This is a genomic window from uncultured Sphingomonas sp., from assembly GCF_964235535.1.
In the GTDB taxonomy this organism is placed as follows: Bacteria; Pseudomonadota; Alphaproteobacteria; order Sphingomonadales; family Sphingomonadaceae; genus Sphingomonas.
Genome location: NZ_CAXSBH010000037.1, coordinates 1 through 22,259 on the forward strand (window position 1 = coordinate 1; position 22,259 = coordinate 22,259).

Annotated in this window: 13 protein-coding genes; 10 read left to right on the plus strand and 3 right to left on the minus strand. The window is 67.4% G+C overall.

What is annotated here, in order from left to right; genetic code table 11:
* On the plus strand, positions 1-3,107 hold a 3,107-nt coding region (gene rpoC, locus ACFE7F_RS11235; protein ID WP_375403938.1), incomplete at its 5' end, for a DNA-directed RNA polymerase subunit beta'.
* A gap of 240 nt (positions 3,108-3,347) precedes the next feature.
* Here rpoC and ACFE7F_RS11240 read toward each other — a convergent pair.
* Entirely contained in the window at positions 3,348-4,700 is a 1,353-nt protein-coding gene (locus ACFE7F_RS11240) for an alginate export family protein (protein ID WP_375403939.1), read from the minus strand.
* A 624-nt stretch (positions 4,701-5,324) separates the two neighbouring features.
* Between ACFE7F_RS11240 and ACFE7F_RS11245 the strand changes: the two genes are divergently transcribed.
* The gene (locus ACFE7F_RS11245) at positions 5,325-6,941 is read left to right on the plus strand and encodes a M28 family peptidase (RefSeq protein ID WP_375403940.1); all 1,617 of its coding nucleotides are present in this window, start codon (positions 5,325-5,327) and stop codon (positions 6,939-6,941) included.
* A gap of 53 nt (positions 6,942-6,994) precedes the next feature.
* Positions 6,995-8,947, plus strand: a complete 1,953-nt coding sequence (locus tag ACFE7F_RS11250) for a S9 family peptidase (protein WP_375403941.1) — start codon at positions 6,995-6,997, stop codon at positions 8,945-8,947.
* On the opposite strand, the gene ACFE7F_RS11255 is transcribed toward ACFE7F_RS11250, so the two are convergent.
* Complete coding sequence (locus tag ACFE7F_RS11255; protein WP_375403942.1) at positions 8,913-9,692, minus strand: metallophosphoesterase family protein; 780 nt, start codon at positions 9,690-9,692, stop codon at positions 8,913-8,915. The genes ACFE7F_RS11250 and ACFE7F_RS11255 overlap by 35 nt on opposite strands.
* 26 nt (positions 9,693-9,718) lie before the next feature.
* Between ACFE7F_RS11255 and ACFE7F_RS11260 the strand changes: the two genes are divergently transcribed.
* Positions 9,719-10,072 (plus strand): hypothetical protein, encoded by a 354-nt coding sequence (locus tag ACFE7F_RS11260; RefSeq protein ID WP_375403943.1) that lies wholly within the window; start codon positions 9,719-9,721, stop codon positions 10,070-10,072.
* A 113-nt stretch (positions 10,073-10,185) separates the two neighbouring features.
* Positions 10,186-11,310, plus strand: coding sequence for an acyltransferase family protein (locus tag ACFE7F_RS11265; protein ID WP_375403944.1), 1,125 nt, complete (start codon positions 10,186-10,188; stop codon positions 11,308-11,310).
* A 148-nt stretch (positions 11,311-11,458) separates the two neighbouring features.
* Here ACFE7F_RS11265 and ACFE7F_RS11270 read toward each other — a convergent pair whose 3' ends face one another.
* On the minus strand, positions 11,459-12,217 hold the full coding sequence (locus tag ACFE7F_RS11270) for a competence/damage-inducible protein A (RefSeq protein ID WP_375403945.1): 759 nt from the start codon (positions 12,215-12,217) through the stop codon (positions 11,459-11,461).
* Positions 12,218-12,282: 65 nt separating this feature from the next.
* Between ACFE7F_RS11270 and map the strand changes: the two genes are divergently transcribed.
* The 5 genes from map to ACFE7F_RS11295 all read left to right on the plus strand — a co-directional run bounded on the left by map (position 12,283) and on the right by ACFE7F_RS11295 (position 22,250).
* Positions 12,283-13,110 (plus strand): type I methionyl aminopeptidase, encoded by an 828-nt coding sequence (gene map, locus ACFE7F_RS11275; protein WP_375403946.1) that lies wholly within the window; start codon positions 12,283-12,285, stop codon positions 13,108-13,110.
* A gap of 45 nt (positions 13,111-13,155) precedes the next feature.
* Complete coding sequence (gene purL, locus ACFE7F_RS11280; RefSeq protein WP_375403947.1) at positions 13,156-15,387, plus strand: phosphoribosylformylglycinamidine synthase subunit PurL; 2,232 nt, start codon at positions 13,156-13,158, stop codon at positions 15,385-15,387.
* The gene (ligA, locus tag ACFE7F_RS11285) at positions 15,384-17,522 is read left to right on the plus strand and encodes an NAD-dependent DNA ligase LigA (RefSeq protein ID WP_375403948.1); all 2,139 of its coding nucleotides are present in this window, start codon (positions 15,384-15,386) and stop codon (positions 17,520-17,522) included. Before purL ends, ligA begins: the two co-directional genes overlap by 4 nt.
* A 151-nt stretch (positions 17,523-17,673) precedes the next feature.
* Positions 17,674-20,973 (plus strand): carboxypeptidase regulatory-like domain-containing protein, encoded by a 3,300-nt coding sequence (locus ACFE7F_RS11290; protein ID WP_375403949.1) that lies wholly within the window; start codon positions 17,674-17,676, stop codon positions 20,971-20,973.
* Between the two features lie 116 nt (positions 20,974-21,089).
* Positions 21,090-22,250 (plus strand): sensor histidine kinase, encoded by a 1,161-nt coding sequence (locus ACFE7F_RS11295; RefSeq protein WP_375403950.1) that lies wholly within the window; start codon positions 21,090-21,092, stop codon positions 22,248-22,250.
* The last annotated feature ends 9 nt before the right edge of the window (positions 22,251-22,259 follow it).

Genomic DNA, 22,259 nt, shown 5'->3' on the forward strand with positions numbered 1-22,259 from the left:
CGCTCAAGCAGGCGAAGAAGTGGGTCGAGAAGGAGCGCAAGGAAGTCTGGGACATACTGGATGAGGTGATCCGCGAGCATCCGGTGATGCTGAACCGTGCGCCGACGCTCCACCGGCTGGGCATCCAGGCGTTCGAGCCCGTGCTGATCGAGGGCAAGGCGATCCAGCTGCATCCGCTCGTCTGCTCGGCGTTCAACGCGGACTTCGACGGCGACCAGATGGCGGTCCATGTGCCGCTCAGTCTTGAGGCGCAGTTGGAAGCGCGCGTGCTGATGATGTCTACCAACAACATCCTCTCGCCCGCCAACGGCAAGCCGATCATCGTGCCGTCGCAGGACATGGTGCTCGGGCTCTATTACCTGTCGATGATGAAGGAGGGTGAGCCCGGCGAGGGCATGCTGATCTCCGACATGTCGGAGGTCCACCAGGCGCTCGAGGCCAAGGCGGTGACGCTCCACACCAAGATCACCACGCGCGTTCCGCAGACGGACGAGGCGGGCAAGTCGTACATGAAGCGCGTGGAGACGACGCCGGGCCGGATGCTGCTCGGCGAGACGTTGCCGCAATCGTCCAAGGTACCGTTCGAAACGATCAACCGCCTTCTCACTAAGAAGGACGTGGGCGACGTGATCGACGAGGTGTACCGTCACACCGGCCAGAAGGAGACGGTGCTGTTCGCCGACGCCATCATGGCGCTGGGCTTCCGCCACGCGTTCAAGGCGGGCATCTCGTTCGGCAAGGACGACATGATCATCCCGGGCGAGAAGGTGGCGATGGTCGACGAGACCCGCGGCCTCGTGAAGGACTTCGAGCAGCAGTATCAGGACGGCCTGATCACGCAGCAAGAGAAGTACAACAAGGTGATCGACGCCTGGAGCCGTTGCGGCGACCAGGTGGCGGGCGCCATGATGAACGAGATCAAGGCGGTCAAGAAGTACGAGGACGGCCCCAACAAGGGCCGCGAGAAGCCGATCAACTCGATATACATGATGGCGCACTCCGGCGCGCGCGGTTCGCAGGCTCAGATCAAGCAGCTTGCGGGCATGCGCGGGCTGATGGCCAAGCCGTCGGGCGAGATCATCGAGACGCCGATCATCTCGAACTTCAAGGAGGGCCTGACCGTCCTGGAGTACTTCAACTCGACCCACGGCGCCCGCAAGGGCCTTGCGGACACGGCGCTCAAGACCGCGAACTCGGGCTACCTGACGCGCCGCCTCGTCGATGTGAGCCAAGATTGCGTCATCATCGAGGAGGATTGCGGCACCGAGCGCGCGCTGGAGATGAAGGCGATCGTGCAAGGGGGGTCGACCATCGCGTCGCTGGGCGAGCGCATCCTGGGCCGCACTACCGCCGAGGACGTGGTCGACGCCAAGACGGGCAAGGTCGTCATCCCGAGCGGAACGCTGCTCGACGAGGCGATGATCGTCACGATCGAGGGGATCGGCATCGTCGGCATGAAGATCCGCAGCCCGCTGGTCTGCGAGTCCAAGATCGGCGTGTGCGGCAAGTGCTACGGGCGCGACCTGGCCCGCGGCACGCCCGTCAATATCGGCGAGGCGGTGGGCGTCATCGCGGCGCAGTCGATCGGCGAGCCCGGCACCCAGCTGACGATGCGGACGTTCCATATCGGCGGCGCGGCGCAGCTGAACGAGCAGTCGAACCTTGAGGCGCATGCCGACGGGACGGCGGTGTACCGCGACCTGCGCGTCATCGTCGACCAGCGGGGGCGCCGCGTGGTGCTGTCGCGGTCGGGCGAGATCGCGATCCTCGACATGGACGGCCGCGAGCTCGCGGTCGACCGGATCCCCTACGGCGCGTACGTGCTGTTCGACGACGGGCACATCGTGTCCAAGGGCGACCGCATGGCCGAATGGGACCCGTTCACCATGCCGCTGATCACCGAGAACGCCGGCACCGTGAAGTTCCAGGACCTGATCGAGGGCAAGACCCTGACCGAGGTCACCGACGACGCGACGGGCATCGCGCAGCGGGTCGTCACCGAGTTCCGGGCGACGACCAAGTCGAAGGAGGACCTGCGCCCGCGCATCACCCTGCTCGACGACGCCAGCGGCGAGGCGGCGCGATACATGCTCGCGAGCGGAGCGACGCTGTCGGTCGAGGACGGCATGCAGGTGCAGGCGGGAGACGTCGTCGCGCGTGTCAGCCGCGAGTCGGCCAAGACGCGCGACATCACCGGCGGTCTGCCGCGGGTGGCCGAGCTGTTCGAGGCGCGCATCCCCAAGGACTCGGCGATCATCGCCAAGATCTCAGGGAGGGTCGTGTTCGGCAAGGACTATAAGGCCAAGCGCAAGATCGGCATCCAGCCCGAGGACGGCGGCGAGGTGGTCGAGTATCTGGTGCCCAAGTCCAAGGTCATCGACGTGCAGGAAGGCGACTACGTCAAGCGCGGCGACAATCTGATCGGCGGATCGCCCGATCCGCACGACATCCTGGAGACGATGGGGATCGAGCCGCTGGCCGAATATCTCGTATCGGAGATCCAGGAGGTCTACCGGCTCCAGGGCGTGAAGATCAACGACAAGCACATCGAGACGATCGTCCGCCAGATGCTGCAGAAGGTCGAGATCACCGACGGCGGCGACACCACCTTGCTGAAGGGCGAACAGCTCGACCGCGAGGAAATGGAGGCGACCAACGCCAAGCTCGATAAGGGTCAGGCCCCTGCGGCGGGTAAGCCGATCCTGCTCGGCATCACCAAGGCGTCGCTCCAGACCCGGAGCTTTATCTCGGCGGCGTCGTTCCAGGAGACCACCCGCGTCCTCACCGAGGCGGCGGTCCAGGGCAAGCAGGACAATCTGATGGGCCTGAAGGAGAACGTGATCGTCGGCCGCCTGATCCCGGCGGGCACGGGTGCCGGCATGAACCGCCTGCGCGTGGCGGCCTCGTCGCGCGACGCGGCGCTCCGGGTGCAGCAGCGCGCCTTGGCGGCGGCGATCGTCGCCCCCGTCAGCGCGGCGGAGGAGCACGCCGCCGAGCTGGCCCGCGACATCCGCGACGACGGCGGCACCGGGAGCGATCCGCTCGCCGAGGTCGTGGTGTCGGGCACCGGCACCGACGAGGATGCGGGCGAGTATCTGAACTCGTAGGCGTCCGCGTCGATGTAGGGTCGAAAGGCCGCCGTCCGGGGAGACCCGGGCGGCGGTTTTCGTTAGGAGGACGAGCGGTTCCAAGATCGACGGGTGCGCTAACGGCCGCGTCCGAGCGAACCAGGTCTAAAGAGAACCCCGACCACGGCGTCATGACCGTGCTACCAATTCGGCTTGCTGGATCGGCAACACGGCAGCCCGGGAACATCCCGTAGGCCGCGCCCGGTCACCGCCGGACCATCAAAAGCTCGCCACCGCATTGAACGACACGTACCGGGTCCAATGGCCCGGTGGCGCGTTGGGTGCATCGCGCAGGAACCGACCCTTGGCGAGCAGCACCACGTCCGCCTCCAGCATCAGCGTGCGGGAAAGCCGGTGGCGAACGCGTCCGTCGATCTGGTGCCCGGCGAAGTTTCCCGACCGCCCCGAGGCATCACGCACGCCCGTCGACGAGAACGCGTCGAACCGCGACGCCAGCCACATCGGCCGGTAGCTCAGGAACAGATCGGTCCTCCGGTCCGGGGTCGCCTCGACCCTCACCCCGGGGCTGGCGATGTTGGTCCGGGCGATCGCGTTATACAGCCCGGCCGGGGCCAGGTCGGCGCGGCGCATGCCGAGCAGCGTGTCGAACCGGCCGTATCGCCCCCCGCGACCGTCGCCGCTCGCATGGTCGTACTCGACCGATACGCGCGGCTTCCACCCGCCCGCGAAGGTATAGCCCGCATCGGCATGGAGGAACCACGCGGCGACCGGCTGGCGCACCGCGACGGCCGCCGTGCTGGCCGACGCGCGGCCGCGCTGGACGATGCCCTCGACCTCCAGATCGAAGCGGCCGGGCGCCGGATCGCGGATGACCCGCAACGCCGCCGTGTTCAGCGACCGGTCGCGCGTCGGTCGACCGGGCCGATCGCGCTCGCCCAGATGGAAGAAGGACATCTCGACGGTCGCCGGGCCGATTGCGCGGGCGCGGCTGGCGAGCCCGCCCCACAGCACCAGGTTCGACCCTTCGCGATCGACGGCCACCTCGTTGTCGAGCAGCGCGTCTAAATCGTCCGGCCGCCGTTGCTGCGGCAGCGTGTAGATCGCCGTCGCGCGCCAACCCACCTTGGTCGCGAGAGTGGCGTGCAGCCCGGTATAGCCGTTGGTCGTGTTGCGGTAATCGTCGGCCGCGACGAGCCGCCGCGAGCCCAGATTGAGCATGAAGCGGCCCGCCTGCACCGTGGCCTTGGAGCCCGGCCCGGCGACGTCGCCCAGCGCGACCTCCGCAAACGCCTGCACAAGCTCCAACGCGTTCACCTCGTTGGTCGTGACGGGGGTGCCCCGGTCGGCGCGGTATACGCGGCTGTCCCACAGCTCGGCCGCAAGCTTCACCGGAGCGGCGTCGTATTCGGCGAGCACCGTCGTGCGGAAGTTCAGCAGATCGTCGCTTTCGTTGAACCCGGCGCGCGCCTGCCCGTCGATGAGCTCGTAGCGCACGCGTTCGGTCGCGCTCAGCCGGAAGCGGCCTTCGGTGTCCGGCACGGTCTGCGCGGTCGCGGCGGTCGCGAGCACGCAGCAGATCAGCCCGCCCGGCAATGGCGCTCTCGCTCGCATCCGCGTTTCCCCTATTCGCCCGGCTCGGAGTTATGGACCCGGCGCGGTGTCGGTCCACCCGCGAAAAGATGGAGGTCGCCGAAGCTGGACTTCGCCATAGGCACCCCGCCGACAACGATCGGTTTCGTGTATCCAGGTGTCATGACCGGTCGGCTTCGACGCGCCGCGCGACCGGCGTCGTTCCGCGGCGCTCGGACGTCGGAACCGGGGTCGGTCATCGAATTTCGAGGCTCCCGGACCGCCCGCGCGATAAACCGCTGTCCTACAGCCCGCCGATATGATCCAGGCTGGTGGATGATCGTCCGACCCGCCTCGACCGCCTATGCGACTGGACTGTCCGATCGCGGTAGGACGAGTCTTCGGTCAGGAGACGGCTCGGGATTTTCGGATTTTCATACCCGCTATGCTCTGCGGGCAGGAGTTGGACGTGGCGCGACCGGTCTCCCCTCCGCCCGATCCGACCCGTGCGTACGCGTCAACTTGTGTCAACTTGTTCAGGTTCGACCCCGCCCACATCGGTCGCGTTGGCGTGACTCAAGTGACCTTCCACCCCGGGATCGCCTGTTCTCGACAAGCGCCCGGTCCGCTGCCACGTTACGCGCTCCCTTCGGAGTGCCGCTACTGATGCGCATCGTGACCGCCCTCTTCGCCGCCGCCCTCGCCGCCCTGCTCGCCGCGCAAACACCCTCTCCTATTCAGGCCGAGGCGATCAAGGAGGATGTGCGCGTCCTGTCGAGTGATGCGTTCCTGGGACGTGGCCCCGGCGAGCGCGGCGAGACGGCGACGCTGGCGCATCTGCGGGCGCAGTTCGAGGCGGCGGGGTTGTCGCCGGGGGGGCCGGGCGGGTCGTGGTTCCAGGAGGTGCCGCTCGTCAGGCTCGACAAGGGCGCGCTGTCGTTCGATCTGCGCTCCGGGGGCCAGCCGCTCGCGCTGGAGCGCGCGCGGGATTGGAGCATCGGAGCGTCGCATGAGGGGCGCGCGGCGGTCGAGGGCGCGCCGTTGGTGTTCCTCGGCTTCGGCATCCACGCGCCCGAGCTGGGATGGGACGATTATGCGGGCGCGGACGTGCGGGGCAAGGTGGTCGTCATCCTGCCCAACGACCCCGATTACGACCGCGATACGGGACCGTTCGGCGGACGGGCGCGGAGCAAGTACGCGGGCGGGAAAGCAAAGGCGGCGTTCGACCGGGGCGCGGTCGGCGTGCTCACCGTTCACCGGACCGCGCTAACGAGCTGGCCTTGGCAGCAGATCGCGAACTCCGACCCGAACGCGACATACCGACTTGCTTCCTCCGGGACGCCGATGGGGCCCGCGCGGTTGACGGGATACGTCACGGGCGAGATCGCGGCCGCGATGTTCGCGCGGGCGGGGCTCGATTTCGAGGCGCTGCTCAGGCGCGCGCAGGAACCGGGCTTCCGCGCGGTGCCGATCCCGAACGCGACGCTGAGCGCCGGGGCGACGGTCACCGCGTCGCCGGTGACGACGCGCAACATCGTCGCCAAGCTCGACGGGACGACGCGCGCGGCCGAGACGGTCGTGTTCGGGGCGCATTGGGACGGGTACGGCGTCGGGCCGGCGGACGCGACCGGCGATATGATCCGCAACGGCGCGGTCGACAACGCGGTCGGGACCGCGACGCTGCTGGAGGTGGCGCGGGCGTTCGCGCGGGGGCCGCGCACCAGCCGCACGTTGCTGTTCATCGGCTACACCTCGGAGGAAGACGGGCTGCTCGGGGCGTATCATTACGTGGCCAGCCCGGTGCGGCCGCTGGCGACGACGGCGGCGGTGTTCAACCTCGACCCGCATCTGGCGCTGCCTGCGACGCGGAGCGTCGAGCTGATCGGCGCGGGGCTGGTCGATCTGGAGGACGATCTCGCGCGGCTGGCGGGCGCGCAAGGGCGGCGCATCGAGCCGGAAGTCGCGCCGGCGGCGGGCTGGTACCAGCGGTCGGACCATTACGCCTTCGCCGCCGCCGGGGTGCCAAGCCTGTACTTCCGCGCCGGTCGCGATCTGGCGGGCGGCGGACGCGCGGACGCGGTGGTCGAGCTGTATAACGCGCAGTGCTATCATCAACGGTGCGATGAGTTCCGGGAGGAATGGGACATGGCGGCCGCCGCGCAGGACGGCGCGCTCGCCTACGCGCTCGGGCGCGAGATCGCCGATAGCGGGCGCTGGCCGGGGTGGCGGACGGGCGCTCCGTACCGGGCGGAGCGCGCGAAGACCGACGCCCGGCGGCGTTGAGCTTGCGCGTAGGCGGCGAGCGGCTAGTCTCTCGGCAAACAGGGAGTTCCATCATGCGCCAGCTGCTCGCCGCCACCGCCCTCCTCGCGCTCGCCGCGGGCGCTTCGGCGCAGCAGGTGGCCACCCGCACCGTCGGCGCGGCGACTTTGGAGAACGTCCCCGCCATCCCGGCCGAGGTGACGGAGGCGGTGGCGCGGTATCAGCAGAGCCGGTCGGCGGGCGTCGCGGACTGGGCGACCGACGGGTCGCTGCTGATCACCACGCGCTTCGGCGCGACCGCGCAGCTGCACCGCGTCGCCGGGCCGGGGATGGACCGCCGCCAGCTGACCTTCGCCGCCGAGCCGATCGCGGGGGCGGTGTCGATCCCCGGCTCCGACCGCATCCTGTATGGCCGCGATACGGGCGGGGACGAGTGGTTTCAGCTCTACAGCATGAGACCCGACGGCAAGTCGGTCCAGCTGACGGAGACGGGGACGCGCAACGCCGGGCCGGTGGTCGCGCGCGACGGCGGCCGCGTGTTCTGGAGCCGGTCGAGCAAGGGCGCGAGCGACTACGACATCCTCGCCGCCGATCCGGCGGACCCGGCATCGCGCGTGGTCATCCACAAGGGGACGGGCGCAATCGGACCCGACGACGTGTCCCCCGACGGGCGCACGCTGCTGCTCTCGCGCACCGTGTCGAACCTCGAGCAGAAGCTGTTTACGATGCCGGTGGCGGGCGGTGTGCCCGTCGAGATTGCGAAAGGAACCCCCGCCCTGCTGCAAGGTGCCCGGTTCGCGCGGGGCGGACGATCGGTGATCGCGCTGAGCGACCGGGACAGCGACGTGAAGCGGCTGGTCGAGTTCGATGTCGCGAGCGGCCGCATGACCCCGGTCAGCGCGGCGTCCAAATGGAACGTCGAGGATTTCGACCTGAGCGACGACGGGCGCGTGCTCGCCTACGCGGTCAATGAGGATGGTTATTCGAAGGTCGTCGTCCAGGACCTCGTCACACGGCGCGCGTTGCCACAGCCGACCCTGCCGGTCGGGGTGGTGAATAACCTGCGCCTTTCGCCCGACGGCAAGCGGCTGGCGATCGGCGTCGCCTCGCCCAGCGCGCCGGGCGACGTGCATGTCTGGGACGTGGGCGCGGGCAGGCTCGAAAGGTGGACGCAGTCGGAGATCGGCCCGATCGACCGCGCGGCACTGCCTGAGCCTCGGCTCGTCAGGTTCGAGAGCTTCGATAAGCTGTCCGTTCCCGCCTTCGTGTACCGACCCAAGGCGGCGGCCGCCGGCGCGCGGACGCCCGTGCTGATATCGATCCATGGCGGGCCGGAGGGGCAGGCGCGGCCAGGCTGGTCGCCGACGATCGCCAGCTTCGTCGACACGCTCGGCGCGACGGTGATCGTCCCCAACGTGCGCGGGTCGGACGGGTACGGGACCAAATACCTGAACCTAGATAACGCGGAGAAACGCGAGGACTCGGTCAAGGACATCGGCGCGCTGCTCGACTGGATCGCGCGACAGCCCGATCTGGACGCGTCGCGGGTCGCGGTGATCGGCGGGTCGTATGGCGGCTATATGTCGCTGGCGGCGATGACGATGTATTCGGACCGGCTGGCGGGCGGCGTGGACCTGTTCGGGATCGGCGACTGGACGACGTTCCTCCAGAAAACCGAGGCGTACCGCCGCGACAACCGCCGCGCCGAATATGGCGACGAGCGGACGCCCGCGATGCAGGCGGTGTTCGCGCGCATCTCGCCTCGCGCCAATGTGGCCAGGATCACCAAGCCGATGCTGATCGAGCAAGGCGCGAACGACCCCCGCGTACCCCGCGCCGAGAGCGAGCAGATGGTCGCCGCACTCCGCGCGCGCGGCGTACCGGTCAGCTACCTGCTGTTCGCCGACGAAGGGCACGGGTGGCGCAAGAAGCCCAACAGCGACCTGAGCCTGGCCGTCGAGACGGTGTTCCTGCGCGGCGTGCTCGGGACCGCTACAGCCGCTCCCCGGACCGCGTCGTCCCGCTGATCGAGCGTTCTGGATCGGGCGAGAAGGTACGGACGATCGTCTCGAACCGCGCGCCCTCCACCCGGATCTCGTTGAAGGCGGGCGGGGTCGCGCGGACGCGTTTGGACAGCGTGCCCGCACCGATCATCCGGACGGTCCAGCCATTCCGCTCGACCGGCACGTCGAACGCGTCGTGGACATGGCCCGACAGCACGGCGTGCGCGCCCGCGGCCGCGAGCGCGGTCAGCGCCGCCTCGCCGTTCTCGGTCCGTGCGGTGCCGCGCGTTCCCGCCTCGACAAGCGGGTGATGGCCCGCGACGAAGATCAGGTCCCCGCGCGGCGCCTTGGCCACCGCCGCCAGCGCGCGGTCGAGCGCGGTCGGGCTGACATGGCCCTTGGACCAGTTCCAGCGCCACTGGGCGCGCGCGGTCGTCTGGAGCGGGACGATCGTCAGGCCGGGCAGGTGCAGCTCGCGCTCGATCATGCGCTCGAGCTTTTCGTACCGCTTATAGGGGAACAGGAAACGGCGGACGGGATCCCAGTAATAGGGGATGTCGTGGTTGCCGACCTCCAACGTCACGGGGACGTTCAGCGCGCGGAGCCAGTTCGCGCCCGCCTCGAACTCATGCGCCCGCGCCCGCATCGTGAGGTCGCCGGTCATGATCACCGCGTCGGGCTTCTCGTCCACCACGAGCGCGTCGAACCACGCGATCGCGCCCGCGTCCTCCGCGCCGAAATGGACGTCGCTCACGTGAAACAGCTTCATCGTCATCCTCTCCCGGCCGCGCATAGATGAGCGGCGACCGGGAACGCCACCCCGTGACGCCCGACGGCCGCTATTTCGTCGTACGCGGGCGGTTGTGGCGATGTTCGAACCCGGCGCTCCCGCCCGAACGGCGGGCGGAGCTGGTGCGCTACCTGATGGATGCGCGGCGACGGGTCGGCGCGGCGCTGAAGACGGGCGACGCGGAGGTGGAGCGAGCCGCGCGGGCGGACGTGGACCGGGCAAAGGTCGCGCTTGGCGAGCGCGGGCCGGTGTGGTGGGAGGACGGTGCGCCGGACTGGAATCGGCGGATGGCGAAGAACACGTCCTATAAGGAATGGTGGGCCGGGCTCACCGCGCAGAAACCGATTGAGAAATCATAAAGTCCATGTGTGGCTTTTATCCCGTCTTGGGCGGTCTGAATGGCCATGGAGAAGATTGCTACTATCGGCATTGTCCGACCCTTGCTACAAGTCCTGTGGGGTGGGGGGATATCATGCCGAAGCACTTTACTTGGCTGGACGGTGCGCGCGGCATTGCGGCGTTGGCGGTGATGCTCTTTCATCTGGAAGATTATCTCCACCTTCGCCCGTTGTTTCGATCTAGCTTCCTTGCGGTCGATTTATTCTTTTTGATTAGCGGCTTTGTTCTTGCACATTCTTATAGTAATAAGCTGTCGACGAAAAGAGTGGGATTCACTGATTTCTTGTTAATTCGCCTTATTCGACTCTGGCCGACTTACCTGATTGCGACTTTACTGGGATTTTGTTACTATCTTACTAAGAGTCTGCTGGAAACCGATGACGCACCGTCCATAATTGTACTGACTTATTATCTTAGTTTAAACTTGAACTTTGTACCAATGCCAGTCGATGTTGCTCCTTTAGGAGGAATGTTTCCGTTCGCGCCGTCTTCGTGGTCGTTGTCTACGGAGATGCTCGCCAGCATTGTCTTCGGAACAGTGTTGTTTCGTGCTCCTATGCGATTTCTGGTGGCAATCGCAGTCGTCGCTACGGTCTGCTTTCTTGGTGCGGCTTTCCGGAGCGGCGCATTCGACCTGGGTTGGTCATTTCAGAGTTTCGGAGCCGGTATCCTACGCACACTGAGCGAGGTCGTGGTCGGTGTCGTGCTCTACCGCGCCTACCGGGCAGCCGATGTGCCGCTTCGTACTTCCTCGACGCCCCTGGTCGTCGCCGGTCTCGGCGTGACGGCAAGTCTGATGATCCTGCCATCTGACAATCCCGGCTTGGCTGCCGCGGTCGCCTACCTCGGCTATCCGCTGTTCATCGTGCTTGCGGCAAGCACCTCCGCAACGCCGCTAGCAAGCCGCATTTGCGGAGAACTGGGTCGCATCTCTTACCCGCTGTATTTGCTGCACGCACCGATCTTGTTGTGGGTCGCCGGTACTTGGAAGCTGGCGCTTCATCAAGATCCCGGCGAGGCAGGTATGGTAGCTGGCGTGACGATGGTCGTATTCTCGCTAGGTGTGAGTTATTTCGTAGTACGGTTCTTCGACGAACCGGTCCGCGAGTATCTAAAGCGCTCTTTGCAGAAATGGTCTGCTCGCAACCAGGCCGGCAGATCCGTGTCCCACGAACAGCATTCCAGCATTCCGCGCTGAATGGCGAACTGCCTGCGGTATGACCTCCACCCTGTTCAGCGGTTGGTTCGACGTAAGAATGTCGACCATGTTCGTGTTCGGCTCACGCTACGACTGCGGAGTGTCCGGCTTTTATGAACCGCGAATGTTCTTCCGAACGGTATATGAACTATATACCTCCGTTTACGACTTCCTTTCCCACCGCCTCCAGATCGCGCGACAGGTCGGCCATGCAGCGGTCCACGAGCGCCTCATCGGGGCTCCTCACCACGAAGTTCGCGCCGACGCGGCCTTCGCGGAAGAAGGGGTAGCTGCCGATCGCGACGCCCTCGTGCGTCTTCTCCGCCGCGGCCAGCAGCTCGGCGACCTCGGACTCGGCGACCCAGCAGCCGATCGACTTGGAGACGACGGGGCGGCCACCCTCCAGCGTGCCCGTCAGGGCATCGAGCATGCCCGCGGTGATATGCGGGACGCCCGCCATGATGAACAGATTGCCGAAGCGTATGCCCGGCGCCCCGGATACGCGGTTCGGGATCAGCTCCGCCCCGTCCGGCACGCGCGCCATGCGGGCCCGCGCCTCGTTCAGCCCGCCGCGCGTCTCGTAATACCGCTCCAGCGCCACGAGCGCGTCCGGATGGTGAACGACGTCGACGCCCAGGCCGTGCGCGATCGCATCGACGGTGATGTCGTCGTGCGTGGGGCCGATACCGCCGGTGGTGAAGCAATAATCGTTGCGCGCCCTAAGCGTCTCGACCGCCTCGACGATCGCATCCGTGCGGTCGCCGACCACCCTCGCCTCGGCCAGGCGGATACCCTGAACGTTCAGCCAGGATGCGATCTGGGCGATATTCTTGTCCTGCGTGCGGCCGGACAGGATCTCGTCGCCGATGACGACGAGCGCGGCGGTCCAGATGCGTGTCGTGTCCATCGCGCGGGCTTAGACCTGCAGGGCGGTCTCGCAAAGCGGCGAAGCGGCCGTTATATGACCTGTGTATGACCGATTACGTCTCCGTCACCACCGATGCGCCCGACGGGCGCACGGGTGCGATCAAGCTTCATGGGCGCGCGGCGTTCGACGGGATGCACCGCGCGGGGCGGTTGTGCGCCGAGACGCTCGACATGCTGGTGCCGCACATGGTGCCAGGCGTGACGACGGCGGAGATCGACCGGCTGATCTACGACTTCATGCTCGGCCGCGGCGGCGTGCCCGCGACGCTCGGCTACCGCGGCTACACGCATTCGTCGTGCATTTCGATCAACCACGTCGTGTGCCACGGCATCCCGTCGGAGAAGACGCTGAAATCGGGCGACATCGTCAATGTCGACGTAACGCCGATCCTGGACGGCTGGCACGGCGACAGCAGCCGCATGTACCTGATCGGCGACGTGCCGCTGAAGGCGCGGCGGCTGGTCGAAGTGACCTACGAGTGCCTGATGCTCGGGCTGGAACAGGCGCGCCCGGGCAATCACCTGGGCGACGTGGCGCACGCGATCCAGCGGCATGCCGAGCGCCACCGGTACGGCGTGGTGCGCGATTTCTGCGGGCATGGTCTGGGGCGGCTGTTCCACGACGCGCCCGAAGTGGTGCATGTGGGTAAGCCTGGCACCGGGCCGGAGCTCCGGCCCGGCATGATCTTCACTGTCGAACCGATGATCAATATAGGGCGACCTGACGTGAAGCTGCTCGACGACGGCTGGACCGCCGTGACGCGCGACCGGTCGCTGTCGGCGCAGTTCGAACATTCGATCGGCATCACCGAGACCGGGTGCGAGGTGTTCACGGTTAGCCCCGCGAGGCACCATCAGCCGCCCTACCTGTAAGCCTGCGGGTGGCGCGTTTGCGCGCACGGGAGTATCTGCCCGCCCATGACCGCCATCACCCCCGAGATCGTCGCCGAGCACGGCCTGTCGCCCGACGAGTACGACCGTGTACTGCACGCGCTGGGGCGCGAGCCGAACATGGTGGAACTCGGCATCTTCTCCGTCATGTGGTCGGAGCATTGCTCGTACAAATCGAGCCGCATCCACCTCAAGAAGCTGCCGACGACCGGTGAGTGCGTCATTCACGGGCCGGGCGAGAACGCCGGGGTGGTGGACATCGGCGACGGCCAGGCAGCGATCTTCAAGATGGAGAGCCACAACCACCCTTCCTACATCGAGCCTTATCAGGGAGCGGCGACGGGGGTCGGCGGCATCCTGCGGGACGTGTTCACGATGGGCGCGCGGCCGGTCGCGAACCTGAACGCGCTTCGCTTCGGGCGGCCCGACCATCCCCGGACGCGGCACTTGGTCGCGGGCGTGGTGCAGGGGATCGGCGGTTACGGCAACTGCGTGGGCGTGCCGACGGTCGGGGGCGAGGTGGACTTCCACGCGGCGTATGACGGCAACATCCTAGTCAATGCGATGACGGTGGGCGTCGCGGATCAGGACAAGATCTTCCTGTCGGCCGCGAGCGGGATTGGCAACCCGGTCATCTATGTCGGGTCCAAGACAGGCCGCGACGGCATTCACGGCGCGACTATGGCGTCCGCCGATTTTTCGGAGAACTCCGACGAGAAGCGCCCGACGGTACAGGTCGGCGATCCGTTCACCGAGAAGCTGTTGATCGAGGCGTGCCTGGAGCTGATGGCGTCGGACGCGATCGTCGCGATCCAGGACATGGGCGCGGCGGGCCTGACCTCTTCGAGCGTGGAGATGGCCAGCAAGGGCGGTGTCGGGATCGAGCTGGCGATGGACGACGTGCCCTGCCGCGAGACGGGCATGACGCCGTACGAGATGATGCTGTCGGAAAGCCAGGAGCGGATGCTCATGGTCCTGAAGCCCGGGCGCGAGCCGGAGGCTGAGGCGATCTTCCGGAAATGGGAGCTCGACTTCGCAGTGATCGGGCGCGTCACCGACACGGGCCGGATGGTGCTGACCTGGCGCGGCGAGACGGTGTGCGACATCCCGCTCGGGCCGCTCGCCGACGACGCGCCCTGCTACGACCGGCCGCATGTCGCGACCGAGCCGCCCGCCCCGCTCGCAGGCTTTCCGGAGTGCGAGGATCCGGCGGCCGACCTGCTCAAGCTGATGGCCTCGCCCGACTTAGCCTCCAGGCGGTGGGTCTGGGAGCAGTACGACCATATGGTGGGCGGCGACACCGTCCAGCGGCCGGGCGGCGACGCCGCGGTCGTGCGGGTGCATGGGACCGACAAGGGCCTGGCGATCACCACCGACTGCACCCCGCGCTACTGCTTCGCCGATCCCGTGGCGGGCGGCACCCAAGCGATCGCGGAAGCATGGCGCAATCTGTGCGCGGTCGGCGCGCGGCCGCTGGCGGCGACCGACTGCCTGAATTTCGGCAACCCGCAGCGGCCCGAGATCATGGGCCAGCTCGTCGGCTGCATCGAGGGCATGGCGGACGCGTGCCGCGCGCTCGACTTCCCGATCGTGAGCGGCAACGTGTCGCTTTATAACGAGACCAAGCTGGAGGACGGATCGGGATCGGCGATCCTGCCCACCCCCGCGATCGGCGGCGTGGGGCTGCTGGACGACTATACCCGATCGGCGACGATCGGGTTCAAGGGTGCGGGCGACGTGATCCTGCTGGTCGGCAAGCGGCACGGGCATCTGGGCCAGTCGCTGTACCTACGCGAGCTGCACGGGATCGAGGGTCGCGAAGCCGGCCCCCCTCCCCCCGTCGATCTGGCGGCCGAGCGCAGGACGGGCGACCTGATCCGCCACCGGATCGGCACGCGCTGCCTGACCGCGGTCCACGATGTGGCGGACGGCGGCGTCGCGGTCGCGCTGGCCGAGATGGCGCTGGCGGGCGGGATCGGCGCGATGATCGACCGGCCGCTGGGCTACGGCCCGGCGCGCGCCTTGTTTGCCGAGGACCAGGGCGTGTATCTCGTCACGATCCAGGACTCGGCGCTGCTCGACTTCCTGATGTCGACGCATGCCGAGGGCGTCGAGGTCGAGCCGCTGGGACGCACGGGCGGCAAGCGGATCATCTTCGAGCTGCCGCACGGCGACTTCGTGGTCACACTCGACGAGCTGCGCGCGGCGCATGAGGGGTTCTTCCCCGAACTGATGGGCGCGGACGCGGCGCTCGCGTGAGCCCGCCTCCCGGGACCGAGACCGAGGCCGCCGCCGAGCTGGAGGCGCTCGCCGCCGAGATCGCGCGGCATAACCGGCTGTACCATACCGACGACGCGCCCGAGATCGGCGACGCGGAGTATGACGAACTGGTCCGGCGCAATGCGGCGCTCGAGGCGGCGTTTCCGGCGCTGGTCCGCGCGGACTCGCCCGCGCGCGTCGTCGGCGCGGCTCCCGCCGGGCATCTGGCCAAGGTGGCGCATGCGCGGCCGATGACGAGCCTCGATAACGCGTTCTCCGATGAGGAGGTGGTCGAGTTCGTCGCGCGCGTCCGCCGCTTCCTCAAGCTTGCCGACGACGGGCCCGTCGCGCTGACCGCCGAGCCCAAGATCGACGGGTTGTCCTGCTCGCTGCGCTACGAGCGCGGGCGGCTTGTGCAGGCGCTGACGCGCGGCGACGGCGCGGTGGGCGAGGACGTGACGGCCAACGTCCGCACGATCGCCGACGTGCCGGGCGCGCTGAACGGCGAGGCTCCTGAAATCTTCGAGGTGCGCGGCGAGGTTTATATGACCAAGGCCGACTTCGCCGCGCTCAACGCCCGGCTGCTCGCCGACGCCGAGGACCCGGCCAAGGCGCGGCAGTTCGCCAACCCGCGCAATGCCGCCGCCGGATCGCTGCGGCAGAAGGACGCGGGCGTGACGGCGACGCGACCGCTACACTTTCTCGCGCATGGGCTCGGCGAGGCGTCCGCGTTGCCGTTCGAGACGCAAGCCGCGCTGGTCGAGCGGTGGCGCGGCTGGGGCTTTCCCGTCGATCCGCGCTTTACCGTTTGCGAAGACGTGGACGCCGCGCTCGCGGCCTACCGCGTGATCGAGGAGCGGCGCGCGGACCTGCCCTTCGATATCGACGGGGTCGTCTATAAGCTCGACCGGCTCGATTGGCAGGCGCGGCTGGGGATCGTCGGCCGTGCACCGCGCTGGGCGACGGCGCATAAATTTCCCGCGCAGCAGGCGCAGACGACGCTGCATGCGATTGACATCCAGGTCGGGCGCACCGGATCGCTGACCCCCGTCGCACGGCTGGAGCCGGTGACGGTGGGCGGTGTGGTCGTTACCAACGCGACGCTCCACAATGCCGACGAGATCGCGCGGCTGGGAGTGCGCCCCGGCGACCGCGTGATGCTCCAGCGCGCGGGCGATGTGATCCCGCAGATCACGGAGAACCTTACGCGCGACGTTGACCGGCCAGCCTTCGTCTTCCCGGCGACCTGCCCCGAATGCGGCTCGCTCGCGGAGCGCGGCGAGGGCGAGGTGGTGGTGCGCTGCACGGGCGGGCTGGTCTGCCCGGCGCAGCGGGTCGAGCGGCTGATCCATTTCGTGTCGCGCCGAGCCTTCGACATCGAAGGGTTGGGGCTGGTGCGCGTGGAGGAGTTCTTCCGCGCCGGGCTGATCGCGTCGCCCGCCGACATCTTCCGGCTGCACCTGCACCGCAACGCGCTCGCGCAGCGCGAGCGGATGTCCGAACTCGTAGTGGGCAAGCTGATCGCGGCGATCGACGAGCGGCGGCGGATCGCGCTCGACCGGTTCCTGTTCGCGCTGGGGATCCGTCATGTCGGCGAGGTCACGGCGCGCGACCTGGCGCGGCGCTACGGGACCCCGCGCGCGGTCGCCGCGATGATCCGTGCCGCGCTCCGCGTGCGCCGCGCGACGACGCCCGCGATCGGCGAGGCGGAACGGCGGTTCGCGCTTCGCCGCGGCCGGGCGCTGGTCGCGGCGGTGGAGACGGCGGGGATCGGGCCGGAGGTCGCTGACGCGCTCACCGGCTTCTTCGCGGAGAAGCACAACCGCGACGTGGTCGCCGAGCTGCTGCGCGAGGTGCAGCCGCTCCCCCTGACGCACGAGACGCGCGCGTCCGAGGTGTCGGGCAAGGTCGTCGTCTTTACCGGCTCGCTGGAGACGCTGTCTCGCGACGAGGCCAAGCGTCAGGCCGAGGCGCTGGGCGCGCGCGTCGCCGCGTCGGTGTCGGCCAAGACCGATCTGGTGGTCGCCGGGCCGGGCGCGGGGTCGAAGCTGAAAAAGGCGGCCGATCTGGGCGTACGCGTGATCGACGAAGCCGGATGGGCGACGATCGTGGAGAACGGCGCGGGTGCGGCGTGATGCTTTTTTGCAACGCAGCGGAGAGCTTTCGCTAACCTCTCCGGGTCGACCCCGTAATTGTCATCGGAGCGCAATATTCCCCGGGCAGTGGCGCGGTCAGTCGGAGCCGCCTGGCGCCGGATCGAACCACATCGCCCATTGGGGAATATACATGCGCAATCGCTTCCTTTTGGGCGCGGCCATCGCCGCGCTGGCGATCCCGGCGGCCGTATCCGCGCAGGAGACGACGTCGACCATTCGCGGGACGGTGACTGCGGGCGGGCAGCCTGTCGCCGGTGCGGAAATCCTGGCGACCGACGTCGCGTCGGGTACACGGTCGACGACGAGCAGCGGCGCGGACGGCGGCTACAGCCTGTCCGGCCTGCGTCCCGGCGGCCCATTCACCGTCACCGTGACCAGCCCGCAAGGCAACGCCACCGTCACCGACATCTTCACCGTCGTCCAGCAAACGTTCGAGCTTCCCGTCGAGCTGGCCGCGACGAACGCGACCGCCACCACAGACGACGATACGGTCGGCGAGGATATCGTCGTCACCGCCTCCTCGATCGCGGGCGCGGGCACCTCGTCCGATGGTCCCCAGACGGTGTTGACCCAGGCCGAAATCCGCGCGGTCGCCTCGGTCAACCGCGACATCCGCGACATCCAACGCCGCAGCCCGTTCGCGACGCTCGACCTGTCCAATGGTTCCGAGCGCGGCGGCGCCGTGTCGTTCGCTGGCGTCAATCCCCGTTTCAACCGCTTCACGATCAACGGCGTCCAGGTAGGCGACACGTTCGGCCTCAACCAAGATGCCAGCCCCACGGGCCGCGGCCCCGTGCCGTTCGACGCGCTGGGTCAGGTGTCGGTCTCGATCGCGCCATACGACATCCGTCAGGGCAACTTCCAGGGCGGTGTGATCGACGCCGTGCTCCTGTCGGGCACCAACGAGTTCCACGGTACCGTCTTCTACTCGCAGTCGCGCGACGAGCTTCAGGGCAAGCGCAACGACACCGACCGCGTCACCGTCCCCAACTATCTGTCGGAAACCTACGGCGCGACGCTGCGCGGCCCGATCATCCCCGACAAGCTGTTCTTCATGGTTTCCGCCGAGCGCAACACCAACCCGCGCCCGTTCGGCACCCAACTCCAGAACATCCCCAGGCTGACGCAAGGGACGATCGACGGCATCGTCGGCACGGCGGGCAGCGTCTATTCGTACAACCCGGGCGGCGTGCTCACGATCAACAACGCCAAGGACGAGAAGATCGTCGGGCGGGTCGATTGGAACGTCACGGACGCCCAGCGCCTGTCGCTCAGCTACATTAACGCGTTCGATACGCTCGACAGCCAGAACGGCACCAGCACTTCTAATGCCACCCCGACATACGGCCTGCAGTCCAACGCCTACGCACTGTCGCAGCGACTGAACGCCGGCATCGTCCAGCTTAATTCCGACTGGACCGACCAGTTCTCGACGGAGGCGCGCCTGCTCTATCGCCATATCAAGCGCGGGCAGGAGCCGCTACTCGGCCGCGGGTTCGCGCAGTTCGGTGTCTGCACGGACCCGGCTTCGCTCGCCACGGGCGGCAACAACACGGCCACGACATGCGGCACCAATCCCCGCGTGTTCTTCGGGCCGGACATCAACCGGCAGACCAACGAGCTGTTCTTTGACACCTGGGGCGGCTCGCTGCTCGCCCGGATCGAGCTAGGCGACCATGAGGTCCGGTTGCTCGGCGAGTTCAACGAGAACCGCACATTCAACAACTTCCTCGCGAACTCATTGGGCAATTACTATTTCGACTCGCTCGCCGACTATCAGAATCGGCGCGCGACCCAGCTGACCCTACGTATCCCGGTCGACGGAGACCCGCTCGGGGCATCGGCGGACTTCAAGTACAGCCAGTTCACTTTCGGCTTCGAGGACGATTGGCGGATCACCGACAATTTCACGCTCACCTACGGCATCCGGTACGACCTGTTCGGGATGCGCGACACGCCCGAGTTCAACCCGTTCTTCCAGAGCCGCTACGGTTTCCCGAACACCAAGACATACAAGGGCTTGGACAACTTTCAGCCGCGTATCTCGTTCAACTGGAATGCGCCGCAGAGTATCCGCCTGCGCGGCGGCGTGGGCGTGTTTGGCGGAGGCTCGCCCGACATCTACCTGTCCAACAGCTTCTCTAACACCGTCCTGTCGAACCAGGTGACCTTCACCCGCGGCGGGGCCGGCGGGACCTGCGGCGCGGGTACGACGGCCGCGGTTTGCGCAGCTGCGCTGGACGGCGTCACCGGCCAGATCCCGGGCGCGGTGTCGACGTTCGTTCAGGGCGCGAGCGGCCAGTTGCCGAACACCATCACCGGCGCGCTCGATCCCGACTTCCGCCTGCCCTCCTCGCTCAAGGCGACGCTGACCGGCGAGTACGACTTGTTCGGCTTCACCCTCGGGGCCGACTATCTCTATACGCAGAACATCTATTCGGTTGCCTTCACCGACCAGCGCTCGATCCCGACCGGCCTGCTGACGCCCGACGGCCGCCCGCGCTATACCTCGGCGACCGGGGCCGGGTTCACCGATTTGAACTACGATATCCTCACGACCAACGCGACGCGCGGCCGCTCGCATGTCGGCGTGGTGCGGCTGGAGCGCACGTTTGACAACGGGATCAACATCTTCGGCAGCTATACCCGGCAGGATGTCAGGGACGTGTCGCCCGCGACCGCGTCGACGATAAACTCGAACTACGGGCAACAGATCTTCGGCAGCAACCCGGACTTTCCTGCCTATGGCCGGTCTAACGACGAGACGACGTGGCAGTTTAAATATGCACTCGGCTTGAACCGCGCCTTCTTCGGCGACGCCCGCACCATCATCCAGTTGTTCGGTGAGACCCGCTCGGGCCGTCGCTTCAGCTACACGATGCGCGACAACGTCACCACGCGTTCGTCGGTCTTCGGCACGGTCCTGAACCAGCAGAGCCACCTGCTATACGTGCCGACGGGGATCGACGACCCGCGCGTCAGCTACGATACGACGCAGACGCAAACCGATCTGAACGCGTTGATCGAGAATACCGGTCTCGGCAAGTACCGCGGGCGGATCGCGGCGAAGAATATAGCCCGCAGCCGCGCCTTCACCCGCATCGACCTGCATGTCGAGCAAGAGGTGCCGACCGGCCTTGGATCGCGCGTGTCGCTGTTCGCCGACATCGAGAACCTGCCGAACCTCCTCAACAAGGATTGGGGCGGCTTGCGCCAGCTCAACTTTCCTTATGCCGCCAGCGTCGTGAACGTGCAGTGCCTCGCCTCTCCGACGCCGACCGGCACGTCGGGTGCGGGCGTGGTGACGAACACCACCACCCAGCCCTGCGCCCAGTATCGCTACTCGACCTTCACCCCGGCCAACGACGCGGTGCCGCTGCTCGACCGCTCGGTATACCTGATCCGCGTAGGCGCGCGCTTCACCTTCTGATCCTTGGGATCCGTCCCATCGGCCGAGCCGTCGTCCCTACCGGGACGGCGGCTTCCGCTTGCGGGACGATAGCGGGTTTCGGCACGCCGTCGCCCCGCCTATAACGACCCGCGACGATGGCCACGCTCGCTCCCCCCTCCCCCACCGAGGCCGCGCCTTCGCTGCGCGATCGGATCATGGGGGCGCGGCCGTTCTTCGAGAACAAGACGCGCGCTTTCTGGACGCTGCAGGCGGTGGGGTGGAGCGGGTACCTGCTGCTGCGCGGCGTGTCGTCGGTGTCGAACGGGCCCGAGCTCGACGTGATCGTGCCCGTCATCGTCGAGGCGATCGTCGGCTATTGCCTGACGCTGCTGCTGTCGACGCTGTATGGCGGGTTCCGGCGGATGAAGCGCGTGCCGGGCGTGATCCTGTCGATCACGACGCTGCTGGCCGCGACGCTGCTCTATGCCGTCATCGATGCGTTCACCTTCTCCTTTCTCAAGGAGGTATCGCCGGGGTTGAGCCTCACGCTCGTGCTCGGGTCGGTATTCCTAAACTTCACCGTGCTGGCGGGCTGGTCGGCGCTTTATTTCGGCATCAACTTCTACCTGATCGTCGAGAAGCAGATCGACGAGATGCAGCTGCTCGAGATGCAGGCGAGTTCGGCGCAGCTGGCGATGCTGCGCTATCAGCTCAACCCGCATTTCCTGTTCAACACGCTCAACTCGATCTCCACCCTGGTGCTGCTCAAGCAGACCGAGCGCGCCAACGCGATGTTGTCGCGGCTGTCGTCGTTCCTCCGCTATACGCTCGCCAACGAGCCGACCGCGCACGTCACCGTGTCGCAGGAGGTGGAAACGCTGAAGCTCTATCTCGAGATCGAAAAGATGCGGTTCGAGGAGCGGCTGCGCCCCGTGTTCGACATCGATCCGCGTGTCGAACGCGCGCGGCTGCCCTCGCTCCTGCTCCAGCCGCTGGTCGAGAACGCGATCAAGTACGCGGTCACGCCGCAGGAGGAGGGGGCCGAGATCTGCGTGGACGTGCGTTTGGCCGGAGAACGGGTGCGGATCGCCGTATCGGACACCGGCCCGGGCTTGCGCGACGGCGCGCGTCCCCCGAGCCTGTCGCCCGCGTCGACGGGTGTGGGGCTCGCCAACATCCGGGAGCGGCTGGTCCAGGCCTACGGCCCGAACCAGCGGTTCGACACGCGCTCCACCCCGGCGGGCGGGTTCTCGGTCGAGATCGAGATCCCGTTCCAGCTCGACGACGTAAACCCGGGAAACGGGCCGAGAACGTGAATAGGAACA